The following is a 21,443-nucleotide window of genomic DNA, read 5'->3' on the forward strand; positions in this document are numbered from 1 at the left end:
TGCGCCGCCGGGCGGGCGGCGCGGGCTCTCTAGTGGTCGGATCGCGACGGGCTCAGCGCGTCGCGACGGCGGAGCACACACGATCGGCGAAAGAGATGTTCCAGGTCATCGGCGTGCTCCTCTCTGCCGCGGCCACCCGCGACGGACGACACCATAGCGGCTCCTCGCAGCCGGTCAAGCCGCTACCTGGAGGACGCACTCTCGATCGGTTCTCCCCGGGTCCAGCGCGAGCTCGAGGATCGTCGCGAGGTCGCCGCTGGGCACCGTGTGGCTGAGCAGGGCACTGGCCTGCTCGAGCTTGTCGCGGAACGCAGCGCGGGCGGTGAAATCCACGCGAACGCTCTCCGGCGAGAGCGGCTCGACGCGACCGAGAGGCGGCGGAGCCGGGTTACCTGCGCCGGGCCATGTGGACAACTCCCACTGCGCAGGCTCGAGCGTGACGGGGGTGATGGTCGGCGGCACGTCCGGTCGCGGGAACCAGCGGGCGAGCAGCTCCTCGAGCTGTCGCTTGGACTTCCCGCGCGCCTCGGCGAGGAGCTGCTCGGCGTTGTCCTCCGTCAGGTGGCCGGAGAGCGAGAACAGCCCCGTCAGGTGGAGCTCGCCGCTCGCGAGCTCATCGAGCACCCAGGTGGAAGGGAAGCTCGCCTGCCCGCTCCGTGTGAAAACGACGCCGCTGGGCGAAGCGGTACGCTCCCGCGCCGTGTGGTCCTCGGCTCCGAACATCGCTCATTTGGACGAGCGCTTGAATCGTCCGTGCCGTCGTGGGACCAAGGTCTGCGGAGAACCTGCTCGGCATGGGCTACGACCGCTCGTATTGGGAACAGCTCTGGGCGAAGACACTGCGGGAGCACCCGGACAAGGTCGCGCAGCGTCCGCCGAATGCGTATCTGGTCGCCGAGCTGACGGGACTTCGTCCGGGGCGTGCGCTCGACGCTGGTTGCGGCCACGGCGCGGAGACGCTCTGGCTCGCCGCGCACGGTTGGGAGGTCACGGCAGTCGACTTCTCGGCGAGTGCGCTCGCGCACGCTCGCTCGACCGCCGAGGCGTTGGGCCCGGACATCGCCAAGCGCATCGCCTGGCGTGAGGGCGACCTGGCGGTGTGGGCGCCGCCGCCCAGCCACTTCGACCTGGTGATGTGCCTCTACGTTCATGTCGCGGGGTCGGTCGGAGAAATGGTGCAGCGCCTGGCGAGCGGAGTCGCACCCGGCGGAACGTTGTTCGTCGTCGGCCACCGTCCAATCGATCCCGCGACCGGAGAGCCGACGGCCGCGGCGGGTCAGGTGCAAGTCTCCGTCGAGAGCGCTCTCGCCGTGCTCGATCAGAGGGAGTGGGTGCTCGAGGTGGCGGCGGAGCGCGCGCGCGCCGTCACGGGGACGGGCGTCGATGCCGTGATCCGCGCGAGGCGCGCGACCACCGGCGGCAGCGCCCCGCGGGTCTAGACCCGCTTCTCCAGGTCTTGAGAAGCGGGCCTGAAACCCTCCTTCGCCACTCAACGTGGTGCGGCGCCGCGCCCGAACAGCTCGTGGCGCGCGACGTCCGAGATCGCGACGACGGCGGGGTTCTTGAGCCGACGTTCGCCCGAGACGGCGTAGAAGCGCTCCTTCACCTCGGGGGCTCGACCGACGACGGATACGGCGTACTGGCGGCAGATCTCCCGTTCGACGACGGTAGGCGCCGCGAACAGGCCGACCCCGTCCGCGCCGAAGACCTTCAGCAGCGCGCTGTCCTCGAACTCGGCTACCACGCGAGGCTCGACGCCACAGCGAGCGAACCACTGATTGAGCATCCGTCGTAGCGTCGAGGTCTCGAGCGGCAACACCATGGGGGCTCCGTCGAGGGACTTGGGAAACCCTCGCTTGAACGTGTTGGCCAGTGCCCGCCGCGATGACGACGACGATGACTACCACCGGCGTGACCCTCGCAGGAAGAAGCGCTGGTTCGAATCGCTGGGGGACTCCCTGACCGCTCGCTGGACTTCCCGCGAGCCCGGCTTCGTCTCGCGGCGCTTGCGCCGAGGCACGACGCTGCTCACGCGCGAACCCCGAATGCACGCCGCTTGCCGGCGCCTCAGAAACAGGTGCCGATGAGCGTGCAACGCTGATTGCCCGGACAAGGGGTCCCACCGCAGACGCAGATGCCGAGGTAGCAGGTCCCGCCATTCAGACAGCTGGCGTCGCCGCTGCATGCGCAGAGGTGCGGGCCGGTGGGTGGCTTCGCGCAATCGAACGCTGGCGCGCACTTGTTCGTGCAGGTGGTGCACGTCGAGGGAGTGGTCAGGTCGGCCTCGCAGCCGTTGCCGACGAGCCCGTCGCAGTCAGCTCGCAGCGACGGGCAGGCCGTGATCTTGCACGCGCCAGCCACACACGCCGCTGTCCCGGTCGGGGCACTGCACACATCCGTGCAACTCGAGCAGTGCACGCTGGTGCCGAGGGGTGTCTCGCAGCCGTTCTGCGCGCTCTTGTCGCAGTCTGCGAAACCCCCGTTGCATTGGCCGACTGCACACTGGCCAGCGACGCACGCTGCCTTCCCGTTCTGGACCGAGCAAGCCGCGCAGTCAGCGGCGTCGCAGCCGTTCGCTGCGCTCTTGGACACGCACGAGCCGCCGCAGAGTTTCTCGCCCGCACCGCAACTCGCGCCACTGCCGCCGCTACCGCCGCCGCCGCCGCCACCGCCGCCACCGCCGGTTCCCCCGCCACCGCCGCCACCGCCGGTTCCCCCGCCACCGCCGCCACCGCCGGTTCCCCCGCCACCGCTGCCAGCGCTCGGGAAGCCCCCGCTGCCGATCAGCCCTCCCTGCCCCCCGCCGTCAGCGCCCCCGCTCGCAACGGCAGCGTCGGAGGGTTTGCCGAGCGTCTCGTCCAGATCGTTCAGCGAGCACGCAGTCGAGGACAGCGCCAGCGCTAGTGCTCCGACGCGAGCCCGGTCCGCCGCCATGCTCGGAGTATATCCGCGTCCCCGGTCGCGGTCCGCATGACTGCAAAACCCGGCGCAGTTGAGCTGCGTTCACACTAGTCGAGAGCGCCCACCAAGGCGCCGCTCGGACGAGCTACTTCGATCTCGCCAGCTGGCGAGCGTCATGCGCTCCGGACCCTGCTCTGCTAGAACTAGGGTTGCCATGCGGGTCATTTCCTGGTTGCGCGCGCTCTCGGGGACCTCGTTGCTCGTCGTCGTCGCAGCGTGTGCGAGCACCGGCGGCGTGGGCGACCCGGGCGGAGGCGGAGCGGCAGGAGCGGGCGCCACCAGCGGTGCGGGCGGCTCGGGCGCTGCGGGCGGCGGCACCGGGGGCGCGGGTGGCACGGTGTCGAGCGGGGGTCTGGGCGGAGCGGCGGGAGATCAGAGCGGCGGCACGGGTGGCGGCGGAGTGTGCAACGACGGGCAACAGCAGCCGTGCTACGCGGGCCCCCCGGGAACGGAGGGAGTGGGCATCTGCAAGGCCGGCGTGCAGGACTGCGCCGGCGGCAAGTGGGGCTCCTGCCAGGGGCAAGTCGTGGCCGCAACGGCAGAGGCGTGCAACGGGCTCGACGACGACTGCAACGGGCTCGCCGACGAAGGCTTCGGGCAGACGACCTGTGGCAAGGGTGCGTGCTCGGTCACCACGGCCAACTGCGTGAATGGCGTCCCGGTCGCGTGCACGCCCAAGACGGCGAGCCCGACGGAGAAGTGCGACGGCGTGGACGACGACTGCGATGGCACCATCGACGAGGGGTGCGTGTGCACGACCGGCCAGACCCAGCCCTGCTACAGCGGTCCGGCGGGGACGCAGGGCGTCGGCGCGTGCAAGGCCGGCACCCAGGCCTGCAGTGGTGGACAGTGGGCCGCTTGCACCGGAGCAGTGCTGCCCAAGGCCGAGACGTGCAACTCCGTGGACGACGACTGCGACGGCAGCGTGGACGACGGGAACCCGGGCGGCGGCGCTGCGTGCAACACCGGCAAGCAGGGCATCTGCGCGTCGGGGACGCTGACTTGCACGACCGGAGCGGTGACCTGCAAGCAAACCAACCAGCCGGCGCCCAGCGAGATCTGCAGCAACTCGCTGGACGACGACTGCGACGGCCAGACCAACGAGGGCTGCAGCACCGTCGCGCAGCTCATCCACTACGAGCTCGAGCAGAGCTCTGGCACGAATGTGCCGAACCTGGCACCCGGCCAGCCCGCCGGCAGCATCGTGGGTACCATGACCTGGACCACCGGGGGCGGCGCCCCGGGCTCGAGCTTCCACTTGCTCAACCCGTCGGGCAGCGTGAACCACGTCACGCACGGCATCACCACCACGCTCACGACCGCCACCATCGAGTTCTTCTGGAAGTTCGTCTCCGGCACCGGCACCTCGTACATGTGGTACGACGGCGGCACGAGCTTCCGCGCGTTCACCAACGGTGTGGCCAACGCCGGCGTGATGGTGCGCTCCGTGCCCGGCGGCGCCGACGTGACCTACACCGGCAACCTGCAGAACGGCCAGTGGCATCACATTGCCTTCGTGCTCGACGCGGCGGGCGGTCAGGGCCGCCTCTACGTCAACGGCACGCTCGCAGGCAGCTCGGCGTACTCCGGCTCCGTGGCGATGGGCTCGACCTTCACGGTCCTCGGCCGCGCCACCACGGCGAACTCGGCGAGCGTCGGCTTCGACCGCTACCGTGTCTGGCAGAGCGCGCTCACGCCGGCCCAGATCGCCAGCATCATCGCCGGAACCTTGTGACGACGGCCGGGATGCAGAAGCTACGGTTTGGGGACGCCGAGCAGCTTCGTGGTCGCGGTCATCGGGTCGACGAACATCACCCACACGGTGGTCGCGTTGATCGGCGCGTGCAGGGGATGATCGGCAGCGGATGGGCAGCCGCCCGCGCCTCACTCTGCGACGACTGCGGGGGTCGCCTCGGCCACTTGGGCTGCAGCGGACGTGGGGATGGGTCAGCGCAAGCGCAGTACCGCCGTGCCCACGGTCGGCTGCTCCTTCGGCGTGCCGACGAACGCGCCCTCGATGGCGGCGGCAATGCAGCGGGCAGCGGCCGGAGCCACGGAGCGGCGCTTGGAAACGGACACGTCGCGCGCCCGGCCGGAGCGCGATACGTGGAACTGGATTCGCACCTCCGCCGATGCTCGTTTCAGCCCGCCGTTGTCGGCGACGCAGCGCGCGTACACGATGGCGTTCTTGGAGAGCCGCGGTGTGGCGCCACCTGTCTTGCCCTTCTGGAAAGTAGTCCGGAGCTCCACCCAAGGCAGGCGCTTCTTCGGCGGCTCGTCCGCGGCCGTCGGCTCGTCCGCGGCCGTCGGCTCGTCCTTCTGCGACTCCTCGGAGAGGTCACGCGCCTCGGCTTTGGTGAGGCAGCGGACACGGTGCCCGGCGGCATCGGTCAAGCCTCCCCAGCGACAGTGACCGCGCGCGGTCTTGCCTTTCGCCACGGCGGTCGCGCATACCGCAAACACGGCCGTCAGCGTCACCCAAGCGAGCGTCGAACGCGACATTCGAGAAACCTTTGTCCACCCAGCCCCGCGTGCCGGCGGGCACCCGAGGACGCCCATAGCACCGACGCGGGCGGTGTGCGACCGGTGGAGCCGAGCTCGGGCCGAAGGTCACGGAGCCCCAGCCCCAGACGGTGGCGGTGCTGCCTGCCCCAACCCGCGCGTCCTCGGGCGCGGTGCGGCCCTGAACCGGCACTGCCCGGCGCTGTCTCCGGCCGCGCGACCTTCCCCAAAGCCGTGCTCGCGAACGGCGCCCCGCGGAACGCGCGAAAGCGCAGTCCTCGGCACTCGCGCCGTCCGCTGCGCGCGGCAGGGGAAGGTGGCGCGACGGAATCCGTCGCCAGCCGCGCACGGATGGAAGGCGTGATAGCGCTGCCGAGTGACTGAAACCCCTACCGCCCGAGACTCGTCATGCTCGCCGAGCAGCTCGAGCTGGTCGCCGCGAGCGGGCGGGGGCTCATGCGCGGGCAGTCGGGCGGGGGCTTGGGCACGACGAGCTGCCGTCGCGAGGAGTGGCTCGACAGAACGCCGAATTGGCGAAAAGTGCCAGCGTGGTGGGGGGACCGCGGCGACCAGACGCGGGATGAGGGCACGCCCACTTGCTCGAGCGCGCTCGAGGCCATCTTGGGGGCGACGCCCGTCGCCTTCACGGCCTGCTCGAACCCTGACGCCTGCTCACTGACCAAACGCATGGGTAACGCCGACCGCGCCTGCGGCAACGGCGAAGCCGACGGCGAGGACCAGGTTCCACCGCGTCCGCGCGTCGACCTCGGACTCGGACAACTGGTACAGCGTCGAGCCCTTGCCGAAGACGGGGACCATTTGGGTGTTGCGGTAGCCGCCACCTTCCGAGGCTCGAGTCCAGGTCGGCGTGCCGATCACGTACGCGAGCTCGTCGGCGTCAATGACCTCCAGCATCGGGTGCGTCGACTCGTCGAGTCCGAGCTCGGTGCGCCACGCCGCGACGTGCTCTTGGCTCGGCACCGCGAACCGAACGTCCTGAAGCTCGACGGAGGCAAGCTGGACCAGCACGAGCCCCGCCGGCGTGGTGAGCTCGACGTTCTCGGGTTGGCTCAGCTTCTCGGGGTTGCCCAACAGCCGAAAGCCGCCAGCACGGGACAGGTCGACGTTCGGCAGCGACGATTGCACGCGCGCCGGCAAGACGGTTCCACCGATCTCGACCAGAGCATCGCTCTGGACGTTCGGATCGAGCGCCGTGGCGCGGCGGAGGCGCAGCAGGCGCTGGTAGCTGCGGTGTCCGCTCACCCAGACCCCGACCAGAGTCAGACCCGTCAAGATCACGCTGGCGCCGCCCGGCACGATCCAGGAAAGGAGGTAGAGCGGAACGCTGACGCCCGCGCTCCAGCCGAGCCTGTCCCAGAACGAGCTTCCGACGGCCCAGAGCAAAGCGGCGATGCCGCCGCACACGACGATGTCGCGCCAGAAGCGCGGGATCCACACCGCGGGCAGCAGCGTCACGACGAGCAGCAGGACGAAGAAGGCAATGTCGTCTCGACGCAGGCGCGCCCCGATCACGCCGAAGGCGAATGCGCACGCGATCACCACCAAGGAGAGGACGACGGGTGTGCTCACCACGTCCGGAGGCTACAGCACTCTCGAGTACGCCGCCTGCGGCCGCTGCAAGTGCTTCTGCTACCGGGAACGCCGGGCGCCTACTTCAGCAGCGGTAACTTCTCGCGCAGGCGAGTGGCGAGCGCGTCGAAATCGAACTTCTCCGGTCGATGCCCCTCGGGGAGAATGGCGATGTCCATCACCGCGGACGTAGCCAAGTCGAGCTGGCGTTGTTGAAGATCGAGGCGCCGCCCGAGGATCTGGAGCTGTTTCAGCTCCTGGGCGTTGGCGACGCCGTCGAGCTTCGCCAGCCATGCCGCGATGGCATACGTGAGCGCCCGCTCCCAGTCGCCCAGCGCGCCCAAGTCCACGGTGTCGAGATCCACGCCTTCCTTCGCCGCAGCGGCGATCGAAATGCGATCGGCCTCGGACACGCCGCAGGCCTGAGCGGCGCGCAGGAGCCCATCGATCTCGTTCTTTCTCATCCAGCCGTCGGCCCAGCCGACGGTGGCGATGGACAGAAAGGCTTCACGCGGCAGGCCAAGCGACATGCTCGGGACCCTAGCAGAGCTGGCGCTCCTCGCGAAGTCGCGACAGGCTCGCGATGCACCCGCCCGCGCCCCCCCTAGCTTCGGGTGTGGATGCAGCGGCAGCTTCGGCGAGCGGTGGCGGAGGCCCCCGAGCACACGCGGCCCGAGTGTCTTGCCAGAGTCTACGCGCGCCCTCCCAGCGCGACCGTGACCGTGCCGTCCACGCGCCCGATCGCGCCAGAGTCAGAGCGAGGTCTTGTCGTCTTGAACGTCCGTGTGGCGACGACGCAACCGTCCGGCTTTCCGGCGGCTGAGAACGCTGGATCCCCGACGATGAAGGCGGCCTTGTTCGGAACGTCGCTGCCGATCTTGAGCGCGCCGCTCGTGACCGTGAACGCACCTTCCGAGCTCAAGATCGCGAGGTTGGGGAAGATGAGATGGGTGCCGCGCTCGGGTCCCGAAGTCGTCGACGGGTTCGGCGGCATCGCCAAGTATCCGCAATCCACCGGGCAGGACTCCTGGGTCAGCGAGCCCAGGTGCGGATTGTCGGACATGATGGACTTGATCTCGAGCCAGAGCGTCCCGTCGGGCTTGGTGTACGCGCACTGCGCGGTGAAGTGCACGTTGATGGTTCCGGTGCCGTTCTGGCTGGGGTTGGGCGCGATGTTCAACGTGACGGGTCTCTCTCGCAAGAACAGCTGAGGCTCGTCCAACATCGCTCACCCCGCGGCGCGGGCGGCGGCCACCGGACGGCGCGGAGCCAGCAGCTTGCCGATCGACTTTCGGAGCTCCTCGACCAGCAGGATCCCGGAAGCGATGGCCACCGCCAGGAGCCAGTCACGCGCTGACAGCGCCTCCGTCCCGAACAGCAGCCGAGCCGGCGCCCACACCACGACGATCATCTGCAGCAGCATCACGCCCGAGAGCGCCAGCCAAAGGCGCCAGTTCGAGAAGCTGGATCGGGCCAGCGCGGTGGACCCCTCGGCGCGCGCATTGAAGACGTTGAAGATCTGGAACAGCACGAAGGTCGTGAAGGCCAGGGTCAGCCCGTAGCGCTCCCCACCCTCCGCCAGCCCGTGCTGGAACGCGAAGAGCGTCCCCACCGCCATCGTCGTTCCGTAGAAGAACAGCGCCGCGAACCTGCGCCAGGTGAGGATCGCTTCCCCGCGCTGGCGCGGCGGCTGCGCCATGATTCCGGGCCGCGGCGGGTCGAGGCCCAGGGTCATGGCTGGCGGACCGTCCATGATGATGTTGATCCAGAGCAGCTGGATGGCAGTGAACGGCGACGGCAATGCGAGGAGCGAAGCGCCGGTCACGGTGAGCACCGCGCCGATGTTCGTCGACAGCTGGAAGCGCACGAACTTGACGATGTTGTCGTAGATGGTGCGCCCCTCCTCGACGGCGCGGACGATGGTCGCGAAATTGTCGTCGGCGAGCACCATCGCGGCGGCCTCCTTGGTCACCTCGGTGCCGGTGAGGCCCATGGCAATTCCGATGTCGGCGGTCTTGACCGCCGGCGCGTCGTTCACGCCGTCTCCGGTCATCGCCACCACGTGCCCGTTGGCCTGCAGAGCTCGCACGATCCGCAGCTTGTGCTCGGGCGAAACCCGGGCGAAGACGCCGGTGCCCGGTGCAACGGCGGCCAGGTCCTGGTCACTCATCGCCTCGATCTCGGGCCCGGTGAGCGCCTGTCCGGCGATGCCGATCTCCGAGGCGATGGCCAGGGCCGTAGCCTTCTGGTCGCCGGTGATCATCTTGACGCGCACGCCGGCGCCAGCCGCCCGGGCGACGGCGGCACGGGCCTCGGGCCTGGGGGGATCGACGATCCCGATCAGACCCACGAACGTCAGATCGGTGACGTGCCGCCCCGCACTCCCGGGCCGAACCTCCGCGCCCTCGATGCGGCGCTCCGCCACGGCGAGCACGCGCATGGCCTGCGCAGCCATGCGCTCCGACTCCGCCGCGATCGTGCTGCGCATCTCGTCGTCCAGCGGCGCGGCCCCGTTCGCTCCGAGCACCTGCACGCTCCGCGAGAGCACGACGTCGGGGGCGCCTTTCACCAGCACGAGCACCCGGTCCGCGTCACGGTGGAGCGTCGCCATGAGCTTGGTCGCCGAGTCGAACGGGAGCTCGTCGATCCTCGGCAGCTCCCGGGCCAGCGCGTGCAGGTCGGCCCCCGCCTTGAGAGCGAGCCCCAGGAGGGCGCCTTCGGTCGGGTCGCCGACCAGCGACCCGTCACGGATCTGTGCCTCGTTGCACAACGCCACGGGTCGGGTGAGCGGTCCGAGGTCCGTGGACTCGGCGCCGTGGATCTGGCCCTCTCTGCCGTAGCTGTCCCCCGTCACGCTGAAGCGCCGGCCCTGGAACCAGACGGCCCGAGCGGTCATCTGGTTCATGGTCAGGGTGCCGGTCTTGTCCGAGCAGACCACCGTCGTGCATCCGAGGGTTTCGACGGCGGAGAGCTTCTTCACGATCGCGCGGCTCCTCGCCATGCGCTGCATGCCGAGCGCGAGCGTGACGGTCACGACCGCGGGGAGCCCTTCGGGAATGGCAGCCACCGCGAGCGCGATGGCGTCCATCACTTCCTTGAGCAGCGGCTGACCGCGAAGCACGTCGATCGTCAGCACGATGCTGACGACCGTGACCGCGACCAAGGCCAGGCGCTTCCCGAGGCGATCGAGCTCGACCTGAAGCGGCGTGGCAGCCGGGCCAGCCTCTGCCAGCATGCCGGCGAGCTTCCCCATCTCGGTGCTCATCCCGGTCTCCGTGACCACCAGCTCGAGCCGGCCGCGGGTCGCCACGGTGTTCATGAAGACGAAGTTGAAGCGCTCCGCCAGCGGGGTGTCCGCGGCCAGTACGTCGTCCGACCGCTTCTCCACCGCGTGGGACTCGCCCGTCAGCGCGGACTCGTCCACCTCGACACCGTGGCTCTCCACGACGCGCCCATCGGCGGGGATGCGGTCGCCGCCTTCGATCAGGACGACGTCGCCCGGCACGATCAGCTCGACGTCGATCTCCTCGACGGACCCCTCGCGGCGGACCCGGGCCTTGCCCACGAGCATGCGTTTGAGCGCGGCCACGGCCGCCTCCGCTCGGTGCTCCTGGCGGAAGCCGAGGAACGCGTTGAGCAGGACCACTGCCAGGATGACGACCGCGTCCTTCACGTCACCGATGAGCGCCGCGAGCACCGAAGCGACGAGCAACACGACGATCAGCAAGCTCTTGAACTGCTCTGCGAACAGCCGCCAGCCGGGCTTGGGCGGACGCCGGAGCAGTCGATTGGGACCGTGTCGGGAGAGACGTGCCGACGCCTCCTCGCGAGTCAGGCCGGCGGGTGCCGAGGTTCCCAAGAGCTCGGCGACTCGCGCGGCCGATTCGGCGTGCCAGCAAGGAGCCTTCCGGGCAGGGCTCTCCATGTGCACAGCGTTGGGACCGGCAGCCCGTAGAGCAACCCGTTCCCCTGGACCCGACGTGCGCAAGGACTGCGCGGAGAGAGCGGCTGCCAATTCTCGTCGCGCCTCACCGCGCGCCGGATCTGCTCGATGCCCGCCGGGTCGTCCATCGATGGCACTTGCTCCTGTGCGGCCCAGTACCTCTCCACCGCCCCGTCCCCGGGTCACCACTTCCCCGCCGGTGGTGACGACGCAGCTCGACTCGGGGAGACCCGATCGAGACTGCCAACTTGCTCCCGCGACTTGACACCGACGAAGCCAAGGTTCATAAAAGTCGAGCGATGTTCCTGCGTGCGGCGACCGTCACGACCACTACCTGCTTCGGCGGGAGCGGTTTCGTGCGCGCGCGGTGACGAAGGAAGAGCGCCCCTGAAACTGGCCCCGCCGGGATTACCCGACGGGGCTTTCGAGCATCTTGGCTTCGTGCGCTCCGCCGGCCCGGCCCTGACGGAGAACGACCATGCTCGACGAACGCGATCACAGGAGAATCGGCAAACGCCTCGATCTGTTTCATTTCCAGGAGGAAGCCCCTGGAATGGTGTTCTGGCACCCGCGCGGCTTCGCGCTCTACCGGGAGCTGGAGCAGGCAGTGCGCCGGCAGATCGCCGCACACGACTACCGCGAGGTGCGCACGCCGCAGCTGCTCGCCCGGTCCGTTTGGGAGCGGAGCGGCCACTGGGAGAGCTTCCCGGAAGGTTTGTTCGTGCTGCCGGAGCGAGACGTGGCGCTGAAGCCCGTGAGCTGTCCGGCGCACACGCAGCTCTTCCGCCAGCTCGCGCCTTCGTACCGCGACCTGCCGGTGCGCTTCGCCGAGCTCGGCCTGGTGCACCGCGACGAGCCGAGCGGCACGCTCCACGGGCTATTTCGCCTGCGCCAGTTCACGCAAGACGACGGTCATGTGTTCTGCGCGCCGGACCAGATCGAAGACGAGGTGGTGGCCTTCTGCCAGGGCCTGATGGCGTTCTACCGCGCGTTCGGCTTCGACGACGTGGCGGTGGCGCTGTCCTTGCGCCCGGAGGCTCGCGCCGGCTCGGACGCGACGTGGGACCGTGCCGAGGCGCTGCTCGCCGCGAGCGCGCGTCGTGCAGGGCTGTCGTTCGCAGAGCAACCCGGAGGCGGTGCCTTCTACGGCCCCAAGCTCGAGTTCGCGCTTCGGGACCGCTTCGGTCGCTCGTGGCAGTGCGGCACGATCCAGCTGGACTTCGTGCTGCCGGAGCGCTTCGAGCTCGAATACGTGGAGCGGGGCGGCGGCCGGAGCCGGCCCGCCATGCTCCACCGGGCGCTGTTCGGCAGCTTCGAACGCTTCCTCGGCATCCTGCTCGAGCACCACGCCGGCGCGGTGCCGGAGTGGCTCTCGCCCGAGCAGGTGGTGGTGGCGCCGGTGTCCGGCGCCGAGCACGCCTACGCGCTGGAGGTAGTGGAGAGCATGCGGGCGCGGGGGCTCCGCGTCCGGCTCGACGCCGGCGAGGAGTCGCTCTCGCGCCGGGTGGCCGCAGCCCACGAGGCCGGCGTGCCGCTGTTCGCCGTGGTCGGCGCGCGGGAGCAACGGGAGCGGAGCCTGTCAGTACGCTCCAGACGAGAACGCCATGCGCTCCCCCTCGAGCAGGCCCTCGACCAGCTGAGGAGCGTGTGCCGTGCACCTCTGTGAGCTTCCGGCCTTGTCGGGCACGACGAACCGGAGCACCGCCAGCCCGAGGCAGCTCGAGAGGCCCAGGAGGCGCAGGTACCACGGCTGCCCCTTGGCGCGTGAGAGGTTGATGCACGCCACGACGAAGATCACGTTGCCGAAGACGATGAGCAGCGCGGCGCGTAGCACATTTGAACTGCCAAAACCCACCGAGCGCAAGAGTACGCGGCGTTGGAGCTTGGGTCGAGTGCTGCCCGCGAACCCCGACGGGGCGGTTTGGCAGAAACTATTCGGGCGTCGCGCGCGGCGCAGGTCATACCTCCGCCTTCGGCGAGGCGCTCGGCGAGCGAAGGCCTCACGCTTTCGCGAAGCCCAACATCAACTGCTCGGGCACGCGCACTTTCGCATGCTCGGCTGGCGGCGCCCTCGGGCCGAGTGCGGGGCGACCCCGGAGCGTTCATGGATCGAGCGCTGCTGGAGGGGAACCCGCACAAGATCGGAGAATCTCACCACCGAATCAATGCGAGCCGCCGCGACTGGCCTTGGGAACCAGCTGGCGCAAGTGCCAGAGGTGGGAGAAGAGGCGTAGCTTGACGTCGATGCGCTCGTCGTTCAGGCGTGCCAGGACGAACGACGGCAAGAGCACCATGAACACCGAGCCGACCAGCAACAGGATCTGGACGGGGGCAGACGGAAGCTCGGTCAGACGCGGTAGGAGCAAGAGCCCACCCTCGGTGAACGTCATCGAAGGCGGGAGCACACCCCCGAGCTCGAGCGCGAAGGGCGCGATCACGGCGAGGGTGCCGATCGCCACGGTCGCGCCGCGCTTGATCCCGCGTGGCGCGAACGCGGCAAAGTAGATGGTGTTCTGGGCTGCGAGCGCAGGCACCAACATGAACGGACCCAGGAACAACGACAGCACGCCCATGGCAGCGGTGCTGAGCACGAGGACGACGAACCCCATCATGTCGCTCACGTGCTTCCTGGAATGGAGCCAGAGGCAGAGCGCGGTGCACACGGCCATGGACAGCGCGAGGATCACCCACCCCGCGTAGCTCTTGATACCGGGCCAGAACAGCAGGGGGGAGAGCAGGAGCCAGTTCGAGAACGATATCGCTCCGAGTTTCGCCATCTGCCGGCGCTCGCCCGCGAGCGACTCCTTGAACTCGAGCAGCGCCTCGGGCGGCGGCGCGGTCGGACCCTCCAGCAGGAGCGCGCTCATGAGCTCCAGCGCTTGGCCATTCGTGGGGTCGAGCGCGATGGCCCGGTTGAGGTCCGCGATGGCGCTCGCGCGCTGCTTCCCATCGAGGCTCCCGGGACCCCCCAGCGCCTCTCGCGCCGCAGAGAAGTGGCCGAGCGCGAGCTCCTTGCGCAGCGCGAGATCCCGGTCGCCGTTCAACCAGCGATCGACCTCGTCCGCGAGCTCCCGCGCGCTGGCGAAGCGCTCGGCCGGATCGAGCGCGGTCGCCCGCACGCAGATCTCGTCGAACTCGGGCGGGACGCCGCGCCCGGGAGCGCGCACGGTGGGGCGCGCGTCCGCGCCCGCGAACGTCGACTGGATCAGCGCGTTGCTGGCGTCGTGCGAGTGCAACGGCTCGAGCGTCAGACACTCGAACAAGATGGCGCCGAGCGCGTACACGTCGGCGCGAGCGTCGAGCGGCTCTCCCCGGAGCTGTTCCGGAGGCATGTAGCCGAGCGTGCCGACGACGGCGCCGGCCAGCGTGGCGAGCTCGGGCCCGGGGTTGACGTTGGTGAGCTCCGGATCGAACTCCCCGGTCTGCTTGGCCAGCCCCCAGTCGAGGACGTAGACCTCGCCGTAGTCGCCCAGCATGGTGTTCGCTGGCTTGAGGTCCCGATGGATGATGCCGCGCGCGTGGGCGAAGGCCACGGCTTGGGCGAGTTGGACGAAGGCCCGGAGCAAGCGGTGCCGCGGATACTTTTCGAGCTCGGTGCCCGCACGCAGGCGCTCGAGGACCGCCTCCAGCGTCCTGCCTCGCACGCGGCGCATCGTGAAGTACGGGCCGCTGGGCCCGCTGCCGAGGTCGTACACCGGCACGATCGAAGGGTGCTCGAGCTGTCCCTGGATGCGCGCTTCGGCGAGGAAGCGCTGGCGCAACCCCGCCACTTCGGCGGCAGAAGCGCGAATCACCTTCAAGGCGACTTCCCGACCGATGCGCCGATCTTCGCAAGCCAGGACCTGTCCCATGCCGCCTTCACCGAGCAGCGTCTCGCGCCGATACCGTCGTTCGAAAGTCTCCTCGCCCAGCTCCGGGTTCTCGACATCGCGAGCAGGAGCGACCTGCGTGGGCTGCTCGAAAGACCCCTCGAGTCGCGGCTCCGGACGCACCAGGGTCAGCGAGTCCTGGGCCGGCGCCGCCGGAGACCTCTCGTCGCGAGCCATCGGCGGCTGAGACTACCACGCCGCGGGGTTCGGTCAGCGCGCGAAGGAGTGGCGACTCCGGCCGCCCGCGCCCGGATCGCCACTCACAGTCCGCGCGACGACGCTCGGCCCGGGACCTGGAGCGCGTCGCACCGGTGAGCATCGGTGATCGCTTAGGCCGCTGCACGACGTGAACTCGCTGAGTTTCCGGGGGCTCGATAGGCATGAGGTCACCGAGCCCCAGCCCCAGACCGTGGCGGTGTTGTCCTGCCCCAACCCGCGCGTCCTCGAGCGCGGTGCAGCACTGCGCCGACGCTGCTCGACGCTGTCTCCGGCCGCGCGACCTTCCCCAAAGCCGTGCTCGCGGACGGCGCCCCGCGAAGCGCGCGGAAGCGCAGTGCTCGGCACTCGCGCGGTCCGCTGCGCGCGGCAGGGGAAGGTGGCTCGGCGAAACCCGTCACCAGCCGCGCACGGGCAGAAGGCGTGATAGAGTTGCCGGGTGACTGAACCGGCTACTGCCCGAGACCTTTGGCCACTCGTCGAGAAGCTGTCGCACGAGGAGCAGGTTCGTTTGGCGAGACTCGCGCTGCGTGCGGCTGCGTTGGGCCGCTCCGCCAACGTCGCCTACCGCGCGCAGCCCCCGACGAACGACGAGTTCGGGACCGACGAAGATCCCCTCGCGTGGGACGCGGAGGGTTGGGAGGCCTTCGGTGCGGCGAGGTGAGATCCGATGGTACACGTTCGCGAGCCCGGACAAGCGACGTCCCGTTCTCCTCATGACTCGGGACAGCGTCATCGACACGCTCTCGGAAGTAATCGTCGCTCCGGTCACGCGCACTCTTCGCGGCATCGACACCGAAGTCGTCTTGACACCTGAAGACGGCATGCCGGTCGCTTGCGCAGCCAACCTGGATCACGTGTCGCTTGCGCGAAAGACTCGGCTCGGAGCCGTGATAGCCACTTTGCCCGAGGCGCGCTGGACAGAGGTGGAAGCTGCCCTGCTCGTGGCTTGTGGTTTTCGAGGCGAGACACCGCAACGCGCCTGACCCGGGCGGGCGGAGCCCGGCCGCGGTGCAGGCAGGAGCCTGCGGCTCGGAAGCTCACGACGCCGTCATCGAAGTGAGCGGACACGAGTCCCGGCAGGCGCGACTCGCGTGTCGGTGAGCCGCCGCGAGCTCGAACTGGTCGAGCTCAGGCCGCGCGTGTAGGCTTGCATCCATGGGGCATTGGTCCGGCAGAGCACTTGCTGGGTCCCTTGCGCTCCCCCTCGCGCTCAGCGTCGTAGACTGCGGTCGCGTGGACAACGACGATCGCGCGGCCGCCGAACCGGATGCGAGCGGCGCAGTCGACGCCAGCACAGACGCTTCATCGGAGGCGGCGGACGCGCCGGCGGAGACTTCGGCCAAGGACGCGCCGGACGGCGCCGAAGACGCGAGCCCTTGGCAACCGGAGGTGCTTGCGACGCTTCAGTTCGTCGAAGCGATGCGAGTCGACTCCAATGCGGTCTTCGTCGCGGAGCGCAGCCCAGTCGAAGTCAGAACGATAAGTCGCATCGACGCGCTTACCGGTCAGGTCAGTCTGGTAACGAATGACGTCAAACCGGCAGTCATTGACATGGTACTGACACCTGAGCGCGTGATCTGGACGGAGTACAGCGGTAAGTTGGGCTCACCGCCGCAGTCTTCGACCCGCGCGGTAGCGCCTGACGGTGGCGCGGTGAAGGATCTCATGCTGCTCACACCGAACGCGCAGCATCTGGCACTGGGCGCGAGCTGGCTCTGGTTCGCGCATTCGCAAGAGCTCAAGCGCTATTCACTGCTCACGGGCGAGATCACCAGCATTCTCGGTGGAGTATACGGCGACCCGGCCGCAGATAACACGCACGTCTTCTTTCTGCACGGTAGCGTCCTCTCTCGATGCGAGTACGCCACGGGCACCTGCTCCGACCTGGGCGTCGAGCCGGGCGGCCCGATGTTCAGCTCTCGAGTACGTGACGGCTTCTGGTACTGGATGGCGGGCACGACCAAGGGAACGTTCGCGCTTCGCCGCATGCCGGTGTCTGGTGGCCCTGCGTCCATCGTGCTCGAAGGTGACCTGTTCCCCGCTGAGTTCGTCGTGCACGAGCGGTTGTTCTGGCTCGAGCAAGGCACCCTCGCGGAGGATTGCGACGGACGTGTAATGCGAGCCACGCTCTCCGGAGCTCAGCCGACGACCGTGGCGAGCGCCTGCTGGCCCTATGCCATCGCGGCAAACGACGAGTACCTTTTCTACCTGGAGCTGAAGGGCGGGCAGACCCTTCTGCGCCGTGCGCCGTTGCACTGAAGCGAGGCCGGCCCCCTCCGCCCCGCGCCCGGCGCTTGCGCACACCTTCCACTCTCGCGACGATCACCCGAGCAGGCACGGCGCCTGGCGCGAGTCGTGCGCCAAATGGGCAGCGCCCGGCCGCGGTGCCGGGCAGGAGCCAGCGGCGCGGAAGCTCACGTCGCCGTCATCGAAGCGAGGCGACACAGACTCGGAGCGACGCGTCTCCCCCACGCGCGCGGCGCGCGCCCTCGGCAAGGCGCCGTGGTCTTGGCTCTACGTCATCCGGCGCGCGCTGCCGCGTAAGGGGGAGACCGCGGCGCGAAGCGCCGCGAGTGGGGGCAGCTACTTCACCACCGGGATCTCCACGGTGTTGATCAGCTTCGTCCCCATCCCCGCCGGGTAGGCGTACGACACGTACGCGTGTGTACACGTCGCTCGGGCCGTGTTCCTGCCCCAACCCGCGCGTCCTCGATCACGGTGCGGCACTGAACAGGCACTGCCAGGCGCTGTCTCCGGCCGCGCGACCTTCCCCAAAGCCGTGCTCGCGAACGGCGCCCGCGGAGCGCGCGGAAGCACAGTGCTCCGCACTCGCGCCGTCCGCTGCGCGCGGCAGGGGAAGGTGGCGCGGCGGGATCCGTCACCATCCACGCCCGGGCAGAGGGCCGTTGGGCGTGGTGTGGCGCTCATCAGTCAGCCGCGCCATCGCCGAGACCGGCCTTGGTGGCGGTGAGAGCACAGTTCCCCGAGTAGTAGCCCGGTTCCCACGCACAGCTCCCGCTGAGCGTGCTCACGTCAGCAGAGACCTCGGCCTCACACCAGGAATTATTCCAGGTACTTCCACTGCTGCCCACGTGCCAGCGGAGCATGATGTGTGTGACGCCTGCGTCGCGCTCCTCGCGAACGTCGCCGACACCTTCGAGCGAGCAATTGGAGAATGTGATGTCGCAGCCGTCGAACCCTTGGTTGGCAGAGCTCACGGTGCAGGTTTCCGCGTTGTTGCAGGAGACCATCCAAGTGCCCTCGTAACGTTTGCAGCCATACGGGTCGCTCGTCTCGCTCACCGTTTCGGCGCTGCACGCGGCTCCAAGGCTGACCATCACTCCAAGAGCGCAGCTCGCCACGAGCAGACGAAGGCGGCGAAGGGAGCTGCGCCGACCGTGAGTGCCTTCCATGATCGTTGCTTTCCATTCGTCAGAACAAGTACGCAACCTGGGCGACCGCTGCGGACCAAAGCGTGTCGAGCTTGTGGAACAGCTTGAACTGCCCGTAACCGTTCGCCGTCGCGATGCACTTGAGTCGGGGCAGGTTGATTGCGTCGACCATGAGCCCCACCTCGATCTCTCGGCGAGCTCCATAGGAGCTGCTGAAGCCGAACGCAGGCCCGAGCGCGAGACGCTCGTAGGAAATGTCGCCGCAGACGTCGTTGTGATGGTCCACCCACGCGTAGCCGACGACCGCGCCCGTGCGAAATGCGAACGACTCGCTCAGCCACCAACCGGCCAGAATCGTGCTGCCGACGATATCGAATCGGTTGTAAGAGGTTTCCGTGCCACTCGCGTCCTTCTCGGAGGTCTCGCTCGTGACGCGGTGCTGATACCAGACGGCGACGACACCGTGAAAGACGGGATCAACCTCGAATCGCACCGCCCCACCGATCTCGCCAAACCCGTTCGGCATGGGAAAGTCGTCGTTGTTCAGCATGAAACCCGCCCCCACGAGCGGGCCGACGCGCGGCACGGGCAGCGCTGGCACCGCCTGCTCGGCTTCGGCACGCACGGGAGCGACGCGGCACACCAGCACGAGCGTGGCCATCGTGATGGCCGCCAATGTCTTCGCGCGCCAGGCTCGCACGGCACCGAAGCGCAGGCGCCTTCGTTCGATGCCCGAGGGCCTCCGCATGCACGCGAGCGTACGGGCCGACATGCCTGGGGTCCATGGTCATTTCTCGTCCACTTGCAGAGCCGCTCTACCCGGCGGCGGTCCCGCCCGTCGACGACCTGAGCGACGTAGACGTTGATGCCGCGCAACGCGCAGCTGTCGGCCGGGCAATACCCGGGCTCGCTCTCCCGCTGTCCGCACTCCGCGCGGACGTGCGTCAGATGGAGGTACCCCGGGTGGCGTCGCGCGTCGCGCCCCTCGCGCCGGCTCCGCTGCGTCGTCGATCGATCGAGAGCTTGCACACAGAATCCGCGACGTCGAGCCGTGTGCCGGCGCGCGCAGTAACGAAGAACCTTCGGTCGCCTGCAAGAAATGACTACTCCGCGATCTGCACCGCGCAATCCTCGCGCGCGAACCGAGCGCGCACACTCGAACGCTTCGTGTTAGCTTCCGACTCGGGGTGGGAAGTCTGCCCCGGCTGGGGAGACCGGATCGATGACGCTCCGTTATGCGGGTTACGTGGGCACCGGCTTGATTCTGGGCGCGGCTCTGGCGAGCGCGTGCGGCGGAGAGTCGTCGGACACTGGCTTGCACTCGGGGGGCGCGAGCACCGGTGGCGCGGGTATCGGCGGCGCCGGCACCTGCGCGCCGGGCGACACGCGGGTGTGCGTGGGCCCCGGAGCGTGTCAGGGCGGGCAGACCTGCTCGGCGAGTGGCGAGTGGGACGCGTGTGACTGCGGGAGCGGCGGCTCCGGCTCGGGCGGGTCCGGCGGAGCGGGTGGCGCCGGCGGCTCCGGCGGAACGGGCACCGGCGGCTCGGCCCCCGATGCCGGCGACGGCGCGCTGAACCCGGACGCGGCCTGCGCCGTCCAAAAGTTCCAGGCTTCGTTCATCAAGACACCGGTCGACGTCATCTTCGTCGTCGACAACTCCTGCTCGATGGCCGAGGAAATGAAGGCGATCCAGGACAACATCAACACTAACTTCGCACAGGTGCTCGGGTCGCTCACCGTGGACTACCGCGTGATCGTGATCGGCGAGCACGGCGGATACAACACGCCCTCTAGTTACGAGTCGTCGATCTGCATTTCCCCGCCGCTTGGGGGAGCGCCATGCACGGGCGTGCTCCAGAACACCGCACCCACCAACAACCCACCAGTCTTCTATCACTACGATCACGACGACGTTGAGAGTTGGGACGCTTGGTGCAAGATGCTGGACTGGTACAAGCAGCCCGATCGCTACAACCTGGCTCCAGGCGGCTGGTCGCAGTGGCTGCGCAAGGAAGCTCTGAAGACCTTCGTACTGGTCAGCGACGATCGTATGGATTGCCAATGGCCGTCGACCGCGGCCTACTACTCCTCGTGCGCGGTCAACGGCCCGAGCTGCTACGACGACGGCACCGCGAGCAGCTACCTGACCGATGCGCCTCTGGCCGCGCAGAACTTCGACACCGACTTGCTGGCTCTCGACCCGCTCCAGTTCGGCACCGCCACGAAGCGCAACTACGTCTGGCACAGTCTGGTGGGAGTCAGCAAAAACACCGCCAATGCGACGGGAGAATACCCGCCGACCGACGGGCTCGTCGCCTCCAAGTGCGCGACCGCGGTGAACTCCGGACCGGGCAGCCAAGCGCTCAGCATGCTGACCGGGGGCCTGCGCTACCCGGTATGCGAGGGCGTGGGCTTCGACGTGGTGTTCAAGAAGATCGCCGAGAGCGTGGTCAAGGGCGTGAAGATTGCTTGCACGTTCGACGTGCCGGCGCCTCCCGCGGGCAAGACCATCGATCCGAAGACCCTCATGCTCGCGTACACACCCTCGGCGGGAGGCTCACCGGAAGCGTTCACCCAGGTGAACGACGCCACGCAGTGCAAAGCCGGATCTTTCTACCTCACCGTCGGCAGTGGCGGTGGAGATGCGGGCGGCAGCTCGATCGTGCTGTGTCCTGAAACCTGCACCAAGATCCAGAGCGACGCTCAGGCCAAGCTCGAAGTCCTGGCATTTTGCGCGGGCGGCTGAACGTCGCCAAGTTCCCGACGTGGAGCCGCGAAGGTCCCTGCTGCTTGCCCGTGGCGTGAGCCCGGCGCGCGCGGAAGGTGAGGAACGACGAGTAGGCGTCCATGTTGCCCGCGGTCTGGGCCGACGGGATCTTGTTGAGCCCGCCTGCGGCGCGTAGGAGTTTCCACCTGTAGAAACCCAACGAGTTGGAAGTACGCGGCGGCGGAGCTCGGATCGAGCGC

At 68.8% G+C, this 21,443-nt stretch carries 18 protein-coding genes and 1 pseudogene; 8 read left to right on the forward strand and 11 right to left on the reverse strand.

Translation table 11 applies throughout. From position 1 onward, the window contains the following. Positions 1-174: 174 nt before the first annotated feature. On the reverse strand, positions 175-723 hold the full coding sequence (locus tag HS104_30260) for a hypothetical protein (GenBank protein ID MBE7484240.1): 549 nt from the start codon (positions 721-723) through the stop codon (positions 175-177). A gap of 71 nt (positions 724-794) precedes the next feature. Here HS104_30260 and HS104_30265 point away from each other — a divergent pair, with 71 nt between their 5' ends. Continuing rightward, positions 795-1,439, forward strand: coding sequence for a methyltransferase domain-containing protein (locus HS104_30265; GenBank protein ID MBE7484241.1), 645 nt, complete (start codon positions 795-797; stop codon positions 1,437-1,439). 50 nt (positions 1,440-1,489) lie between these two features. Here the strand turns inward: HS104_30265 and HS104_30270 are convergent, their stop codons facing one another. Together HS104_30270 and HS104_30275 are read right to left on the reverse strand one after the other, a co-directional pair. Further along, complete coding sequence (locus HS104_30270) at positions 1,490-1,822, reverse strand: hypothetical protein (GenBank protein ID MBE7484242.1); 333 nt, start codon at positions 1,820-1,822, stop codon at positions 1,490-1,492. Positions 1,823-2,067: 245 nt separating this feature from the next. After that, positions 2,068-2,592 carry a hypothetical protein gene (locus HS104_30275; GenBank protein MBE7484243.1) on the reverse strand — a complete coding sequence of 175 codons (525 nt, stop codon included), beginning with the start codon at positions 2,590-2,592 and terminating at the stop codon, positions 2,068-2,070. A gap of 46 nt (positions 2,593-2,638) precedes the next feature. Between HS104_30275 and HS104_30280 the strand changes: the two are divergent. Continuing rightward, a pseudogene (locus HS104_30280) lies at positions 2,639-2,746 on the forward strand (DUF2497 domain-containing protein). A gap of 369 nt (positions 2,747-3,115) precedes the next feature. Next, positions 3,116-4,696, forward strand: a complete 1,581-nt coding sequence (locus tag HS104_30285) for a LamG domain-containing protein (protein MBE7484244.1) — start codon at positions 3,116-3,118, stop codon at positions 4,694-4,696. A gap of 212 nt (positions 4,697-4,908) precedes the next feature. On the opposite strand, the gene HS104_30290 is transcribed toward HS104_30285, so the two are convergent. From HS104_30290 to HS104_30310, 5 genes are all read right to left on the reverse strand, one after another. Further along, positions 4,909-5,463, reverse strand: a complete 555-nt coding sequence (locus HS104_30290; GenBank protein MBE7484245.1) for a hypothetical protein — start codon at positions 5,461-5,463, stop codon at positions 4,909-4,911. A gap of 672 nt (positions 5,464-6,135) precedes the next feature. Beyond that, positions 6,136-7,053, reverse strand: a complete 918-nt coding sequence (locus HS104_30295; GenBank protein ID MBE7484246.1) for a hypothetical protein — start codon at positions 7,051-7,053, stop codon at positions 6,136-6,138. A gap of 80 nt (positions 7,054-7,133) precedes the next feature. After that, positions 7,134-7,583 carry a hypothetical protein gene (locus HS104_30300; protein MBE7484247.1) on the reverse strand — a complete coding sequence of 150 codons (450 nt, stop codon included), beginning with the start codon at positions 7,581-7,583 and terminating at the stop codon, positions 7,134-7,136. 161 nt (positions 7,584-7,744) lie between these two features. Beyond that, positions 7,745-8,278: a hypothetical protein gene (locus tag HS104_30305; protein ID MBE7484248.1), complete on the reverse strand. Its 534-nt coding sequence runs from the start codon at positions 8,276-8,278 to the stop codon at positions 7,745-7,747. A 3-nt stretch (positions 8,279-8,281) separates the two neighbouring features. Then, a complete protein-coding gene (locus HS104_30310) occupies positions 8,282-10,978 on the reverse strand; it encodes an HAD-IC family P-type ATPase (GenBank protein ID MBE7484249.1) in 2,697 nt (898 codons plus the stop codon). A 496-nt stretch (positions 10,979-11,474) separates the two neighbouring features. Here HS104_30310 and thrS point away from each other — a divergent pair, with 496 nt between their 5' ends. Beyond that, positions 11,475-12,662, forward strand: a complete 1,188-nt coding sequence (thrS, locus tag HS104_30315) for a threonine--tRNA ligase (GenBank protein MBE7484250.1) — start codon at positions 11,475-11,477, stop codon at positions 12,660-12,662. A gap of 496 nt (positions 12,663-13,158) precedes the next feature. Here the strand turns inward: thrS and HS104_30320 are convergent, their stop codons facing one another. Beyond that, the gene (locus HS104_30320) at positions 13,159-15,042 is read right to left on the reverse strand and encodes a serine/threonine protein kinase (GenBank protein ID MBE7484251.1); all 1,884 of its coding nucleotides are present in this window, start codon (positions 15,040-15,042) and stop codon (positions 13,159-13,161) included. A gap of 478 nt (positions 15,043-15,520) precedes the next feature. Between HS104_30320 and HS104_30325 the strand changes: the two genes are divergently transcribed. The 3 genes from HS104_30325 (at position 15,521) to HS104_30335 (ending at position 17,343) form a co-directional block, all read left to right on the forward strand. After that, entirely contained in the window at positions 15,521-15,745 is a 225-nt protein-coding gene (locus tag HS104_30325; GenBank protein ID MBE7484252.1) for a hypothetical protein, read from the forward strand. Beyond that, positions 15,732-16,067 carry a type II toxin-antitoxin system PemK/MazF family toxin gene (locus HS104_30330; protein MBE7484253.1) on the forward strand — a complete coding sequence of 112 codons (336 nt, stop codon included), beginning with the start codon at positions 15,732-15,734 and terminating at the stop codon, positions 16,065-16,067. Before HS104_30325 ends, HS104_30330 begins: the two co-directional genes overlap by 14 nt. 250 nt (positions 16,068-16,317) lie before the next feature. Continuing rightward, the gene (locus HS104_30335) at positions 16,318-17,343 is read left to right on the forward strand and encodes a hypothetical protein (protein ID MBE7484254.1); all 1,026 of its coding nucleotides are present in this window, start codon (positions 16,318-16,320) and stop codon (positions 17,341-17,343) included. Positions 17,344-18,011: 668 nt separating this feature from the next. On the opposite strand, the gene HS104_30340 is transcribed toward HS104_30335, so the two are convergent. Together HS104_30340 and HS104_30345 are read right to left on the reverse strand one after the other, a co-directional pair. Then, a complete protein-coding gene (locus HS104_30340) occupies positions 18,012-18,422 on the reverse strand; it encodes a hypothetical protein (GenBank protein MBE7484255.1) in 411 nt (136 codons plus the stop codon). A gap of 94 nt (positions 18,423-18,516) precedes the next feature. Further along, the gene (locus HS104_30345; GenBank protein MBE7484256.1) at positions 18,517-19,224 is read right to left on the reverse strand and encodes a hypothetical protein; all 708 of its coding nucleotides are present in this window, start codon (positions 19,222-19,224) and stop codon (positions 18,517-18,519) included. A gap of 474 nt (positions 19,225-19,698) precedes the next feature. On the opposite strand from HS104_30345, the gene HS104_30350 reads away from it, so the two are divergent. Further along, complete coding sequence (locus HS104_30350) at positions 19,699-21,222, forward strand: hypothetical protein (GenBank protein MBE7484257.1); 1,524 nt, start codon at positions 19,699-19,701, stop codon at positions 21,220-21,222. Positions 21,223-21,443 lie beyond the last annotated feature (221 nt).

The organism is Polyangiaceae bacterium (assembly GCA_015075635.1).
In the GTDB taxonomy this organism is placed as follows: domain Bacteria; phylum Myxococcota_A; class Polyangia; order Polyangiales; family Polyangiaceae; genus JADJKB01.

What these genes read in the sequence shown, in the direction of transcription:
- HS104_30260 (MBE7484240.1), bottom strand. Translation starts at nt 723, where the DNA reads ATGTTCGGAGCCGAGGACCACACGGCGCGGGAGCGTACCGCTTCGCCC.
- HS104_30265 (MBE7484241.1), top strand. Translation starts at nt 795, where the DNA reads ATGGGCTACGACCGCTCGTATTGGGAACAGCTCTGGGCGAAGACACTG.
- HS104_30270 (MBE7484242.1), bottom strand. Translation starts at nt 1,822, where the DNA reads ATGGTGTTGCCGCTCGAGACCTCGACGCTACGACGGATGCTCAATCAG.
- HS104_30320 (MBE7484251.1), bottom strand. Translation starts at nt 15,042, where the DNA reads ATGGCTCGCGACGAGAGGTCTCCGGCGGCGCCGGCCCAGGACTCGCTG.
- HS104_30310 (MBE7484249.1), bottom strand. Translation starts at nt 10,978, where the DNA reads ATGGAGAGCCCTGCCCGGAAGGCTCCTTGCTGGCACGCCGAATCGGCC.
- HS104_30350 (MBE7484257.1), top strand. Translation starts at nt 19,699, where the DNA reads ATGACGCTCCGTTATGCGGGTTACGTGGGCACCGGCTTGATTCTGGGC.
- HS104_30290 (MBE7484245.1), bottom strand. Translation starts at nt 5,463, where the DNA reads ATGTCGCGTTCGACGCTCGCTTGGGTGACGCTGACGGCCGTGTTTGCG.
- HS104_30305 (MBE7484248.1), bottom strand. Translation starts at nt 8,278, where the DNA reads ATGTTGGACGAGCCTCAGCTGTTCTTGCGAGAGAGACCCGTCACGTTG.
- HS104_30300 (MBE7484247.1), bottom strand. Translation starts at nt 7,583, where the DNA reads ATGTCGCTTGGCCTGCCGCGTGAAGCCTTTCTGTCCATCGCCACCGTC.
- HS104_30345 (MBE7484256.1), bottom strand. Translation starts at nt 19,224, where the DNA reads ATGCGGAGGCCCTCGGGCATCGAACGAAGGCGCCTGCGCTTCGGTGCC.
- thrS (MBE7484250.1), top strand. Translation starts at nt 11,475, where the DNA reads ATGCTCGACGAACGCGATCACAGGAGAATCGGCAAACGCCTCGATCTG.
- HS104_30285 (MBE7484244.1), top strand. Translation starts at nt 3,116, where the DNA reads ATGCGGGTCATTTCCTGGTTGCGCGCGCTCTCGGGGACCTCGTTGCTC.
- HS104_30340 (MBE7484255.1), bottom strand. Translation starts at nt 18,422, where the DNA reads ATGGTCAGCCTTGGAGCCGCGTGCAGCGCCGAAACGGTGAGCGAGACG.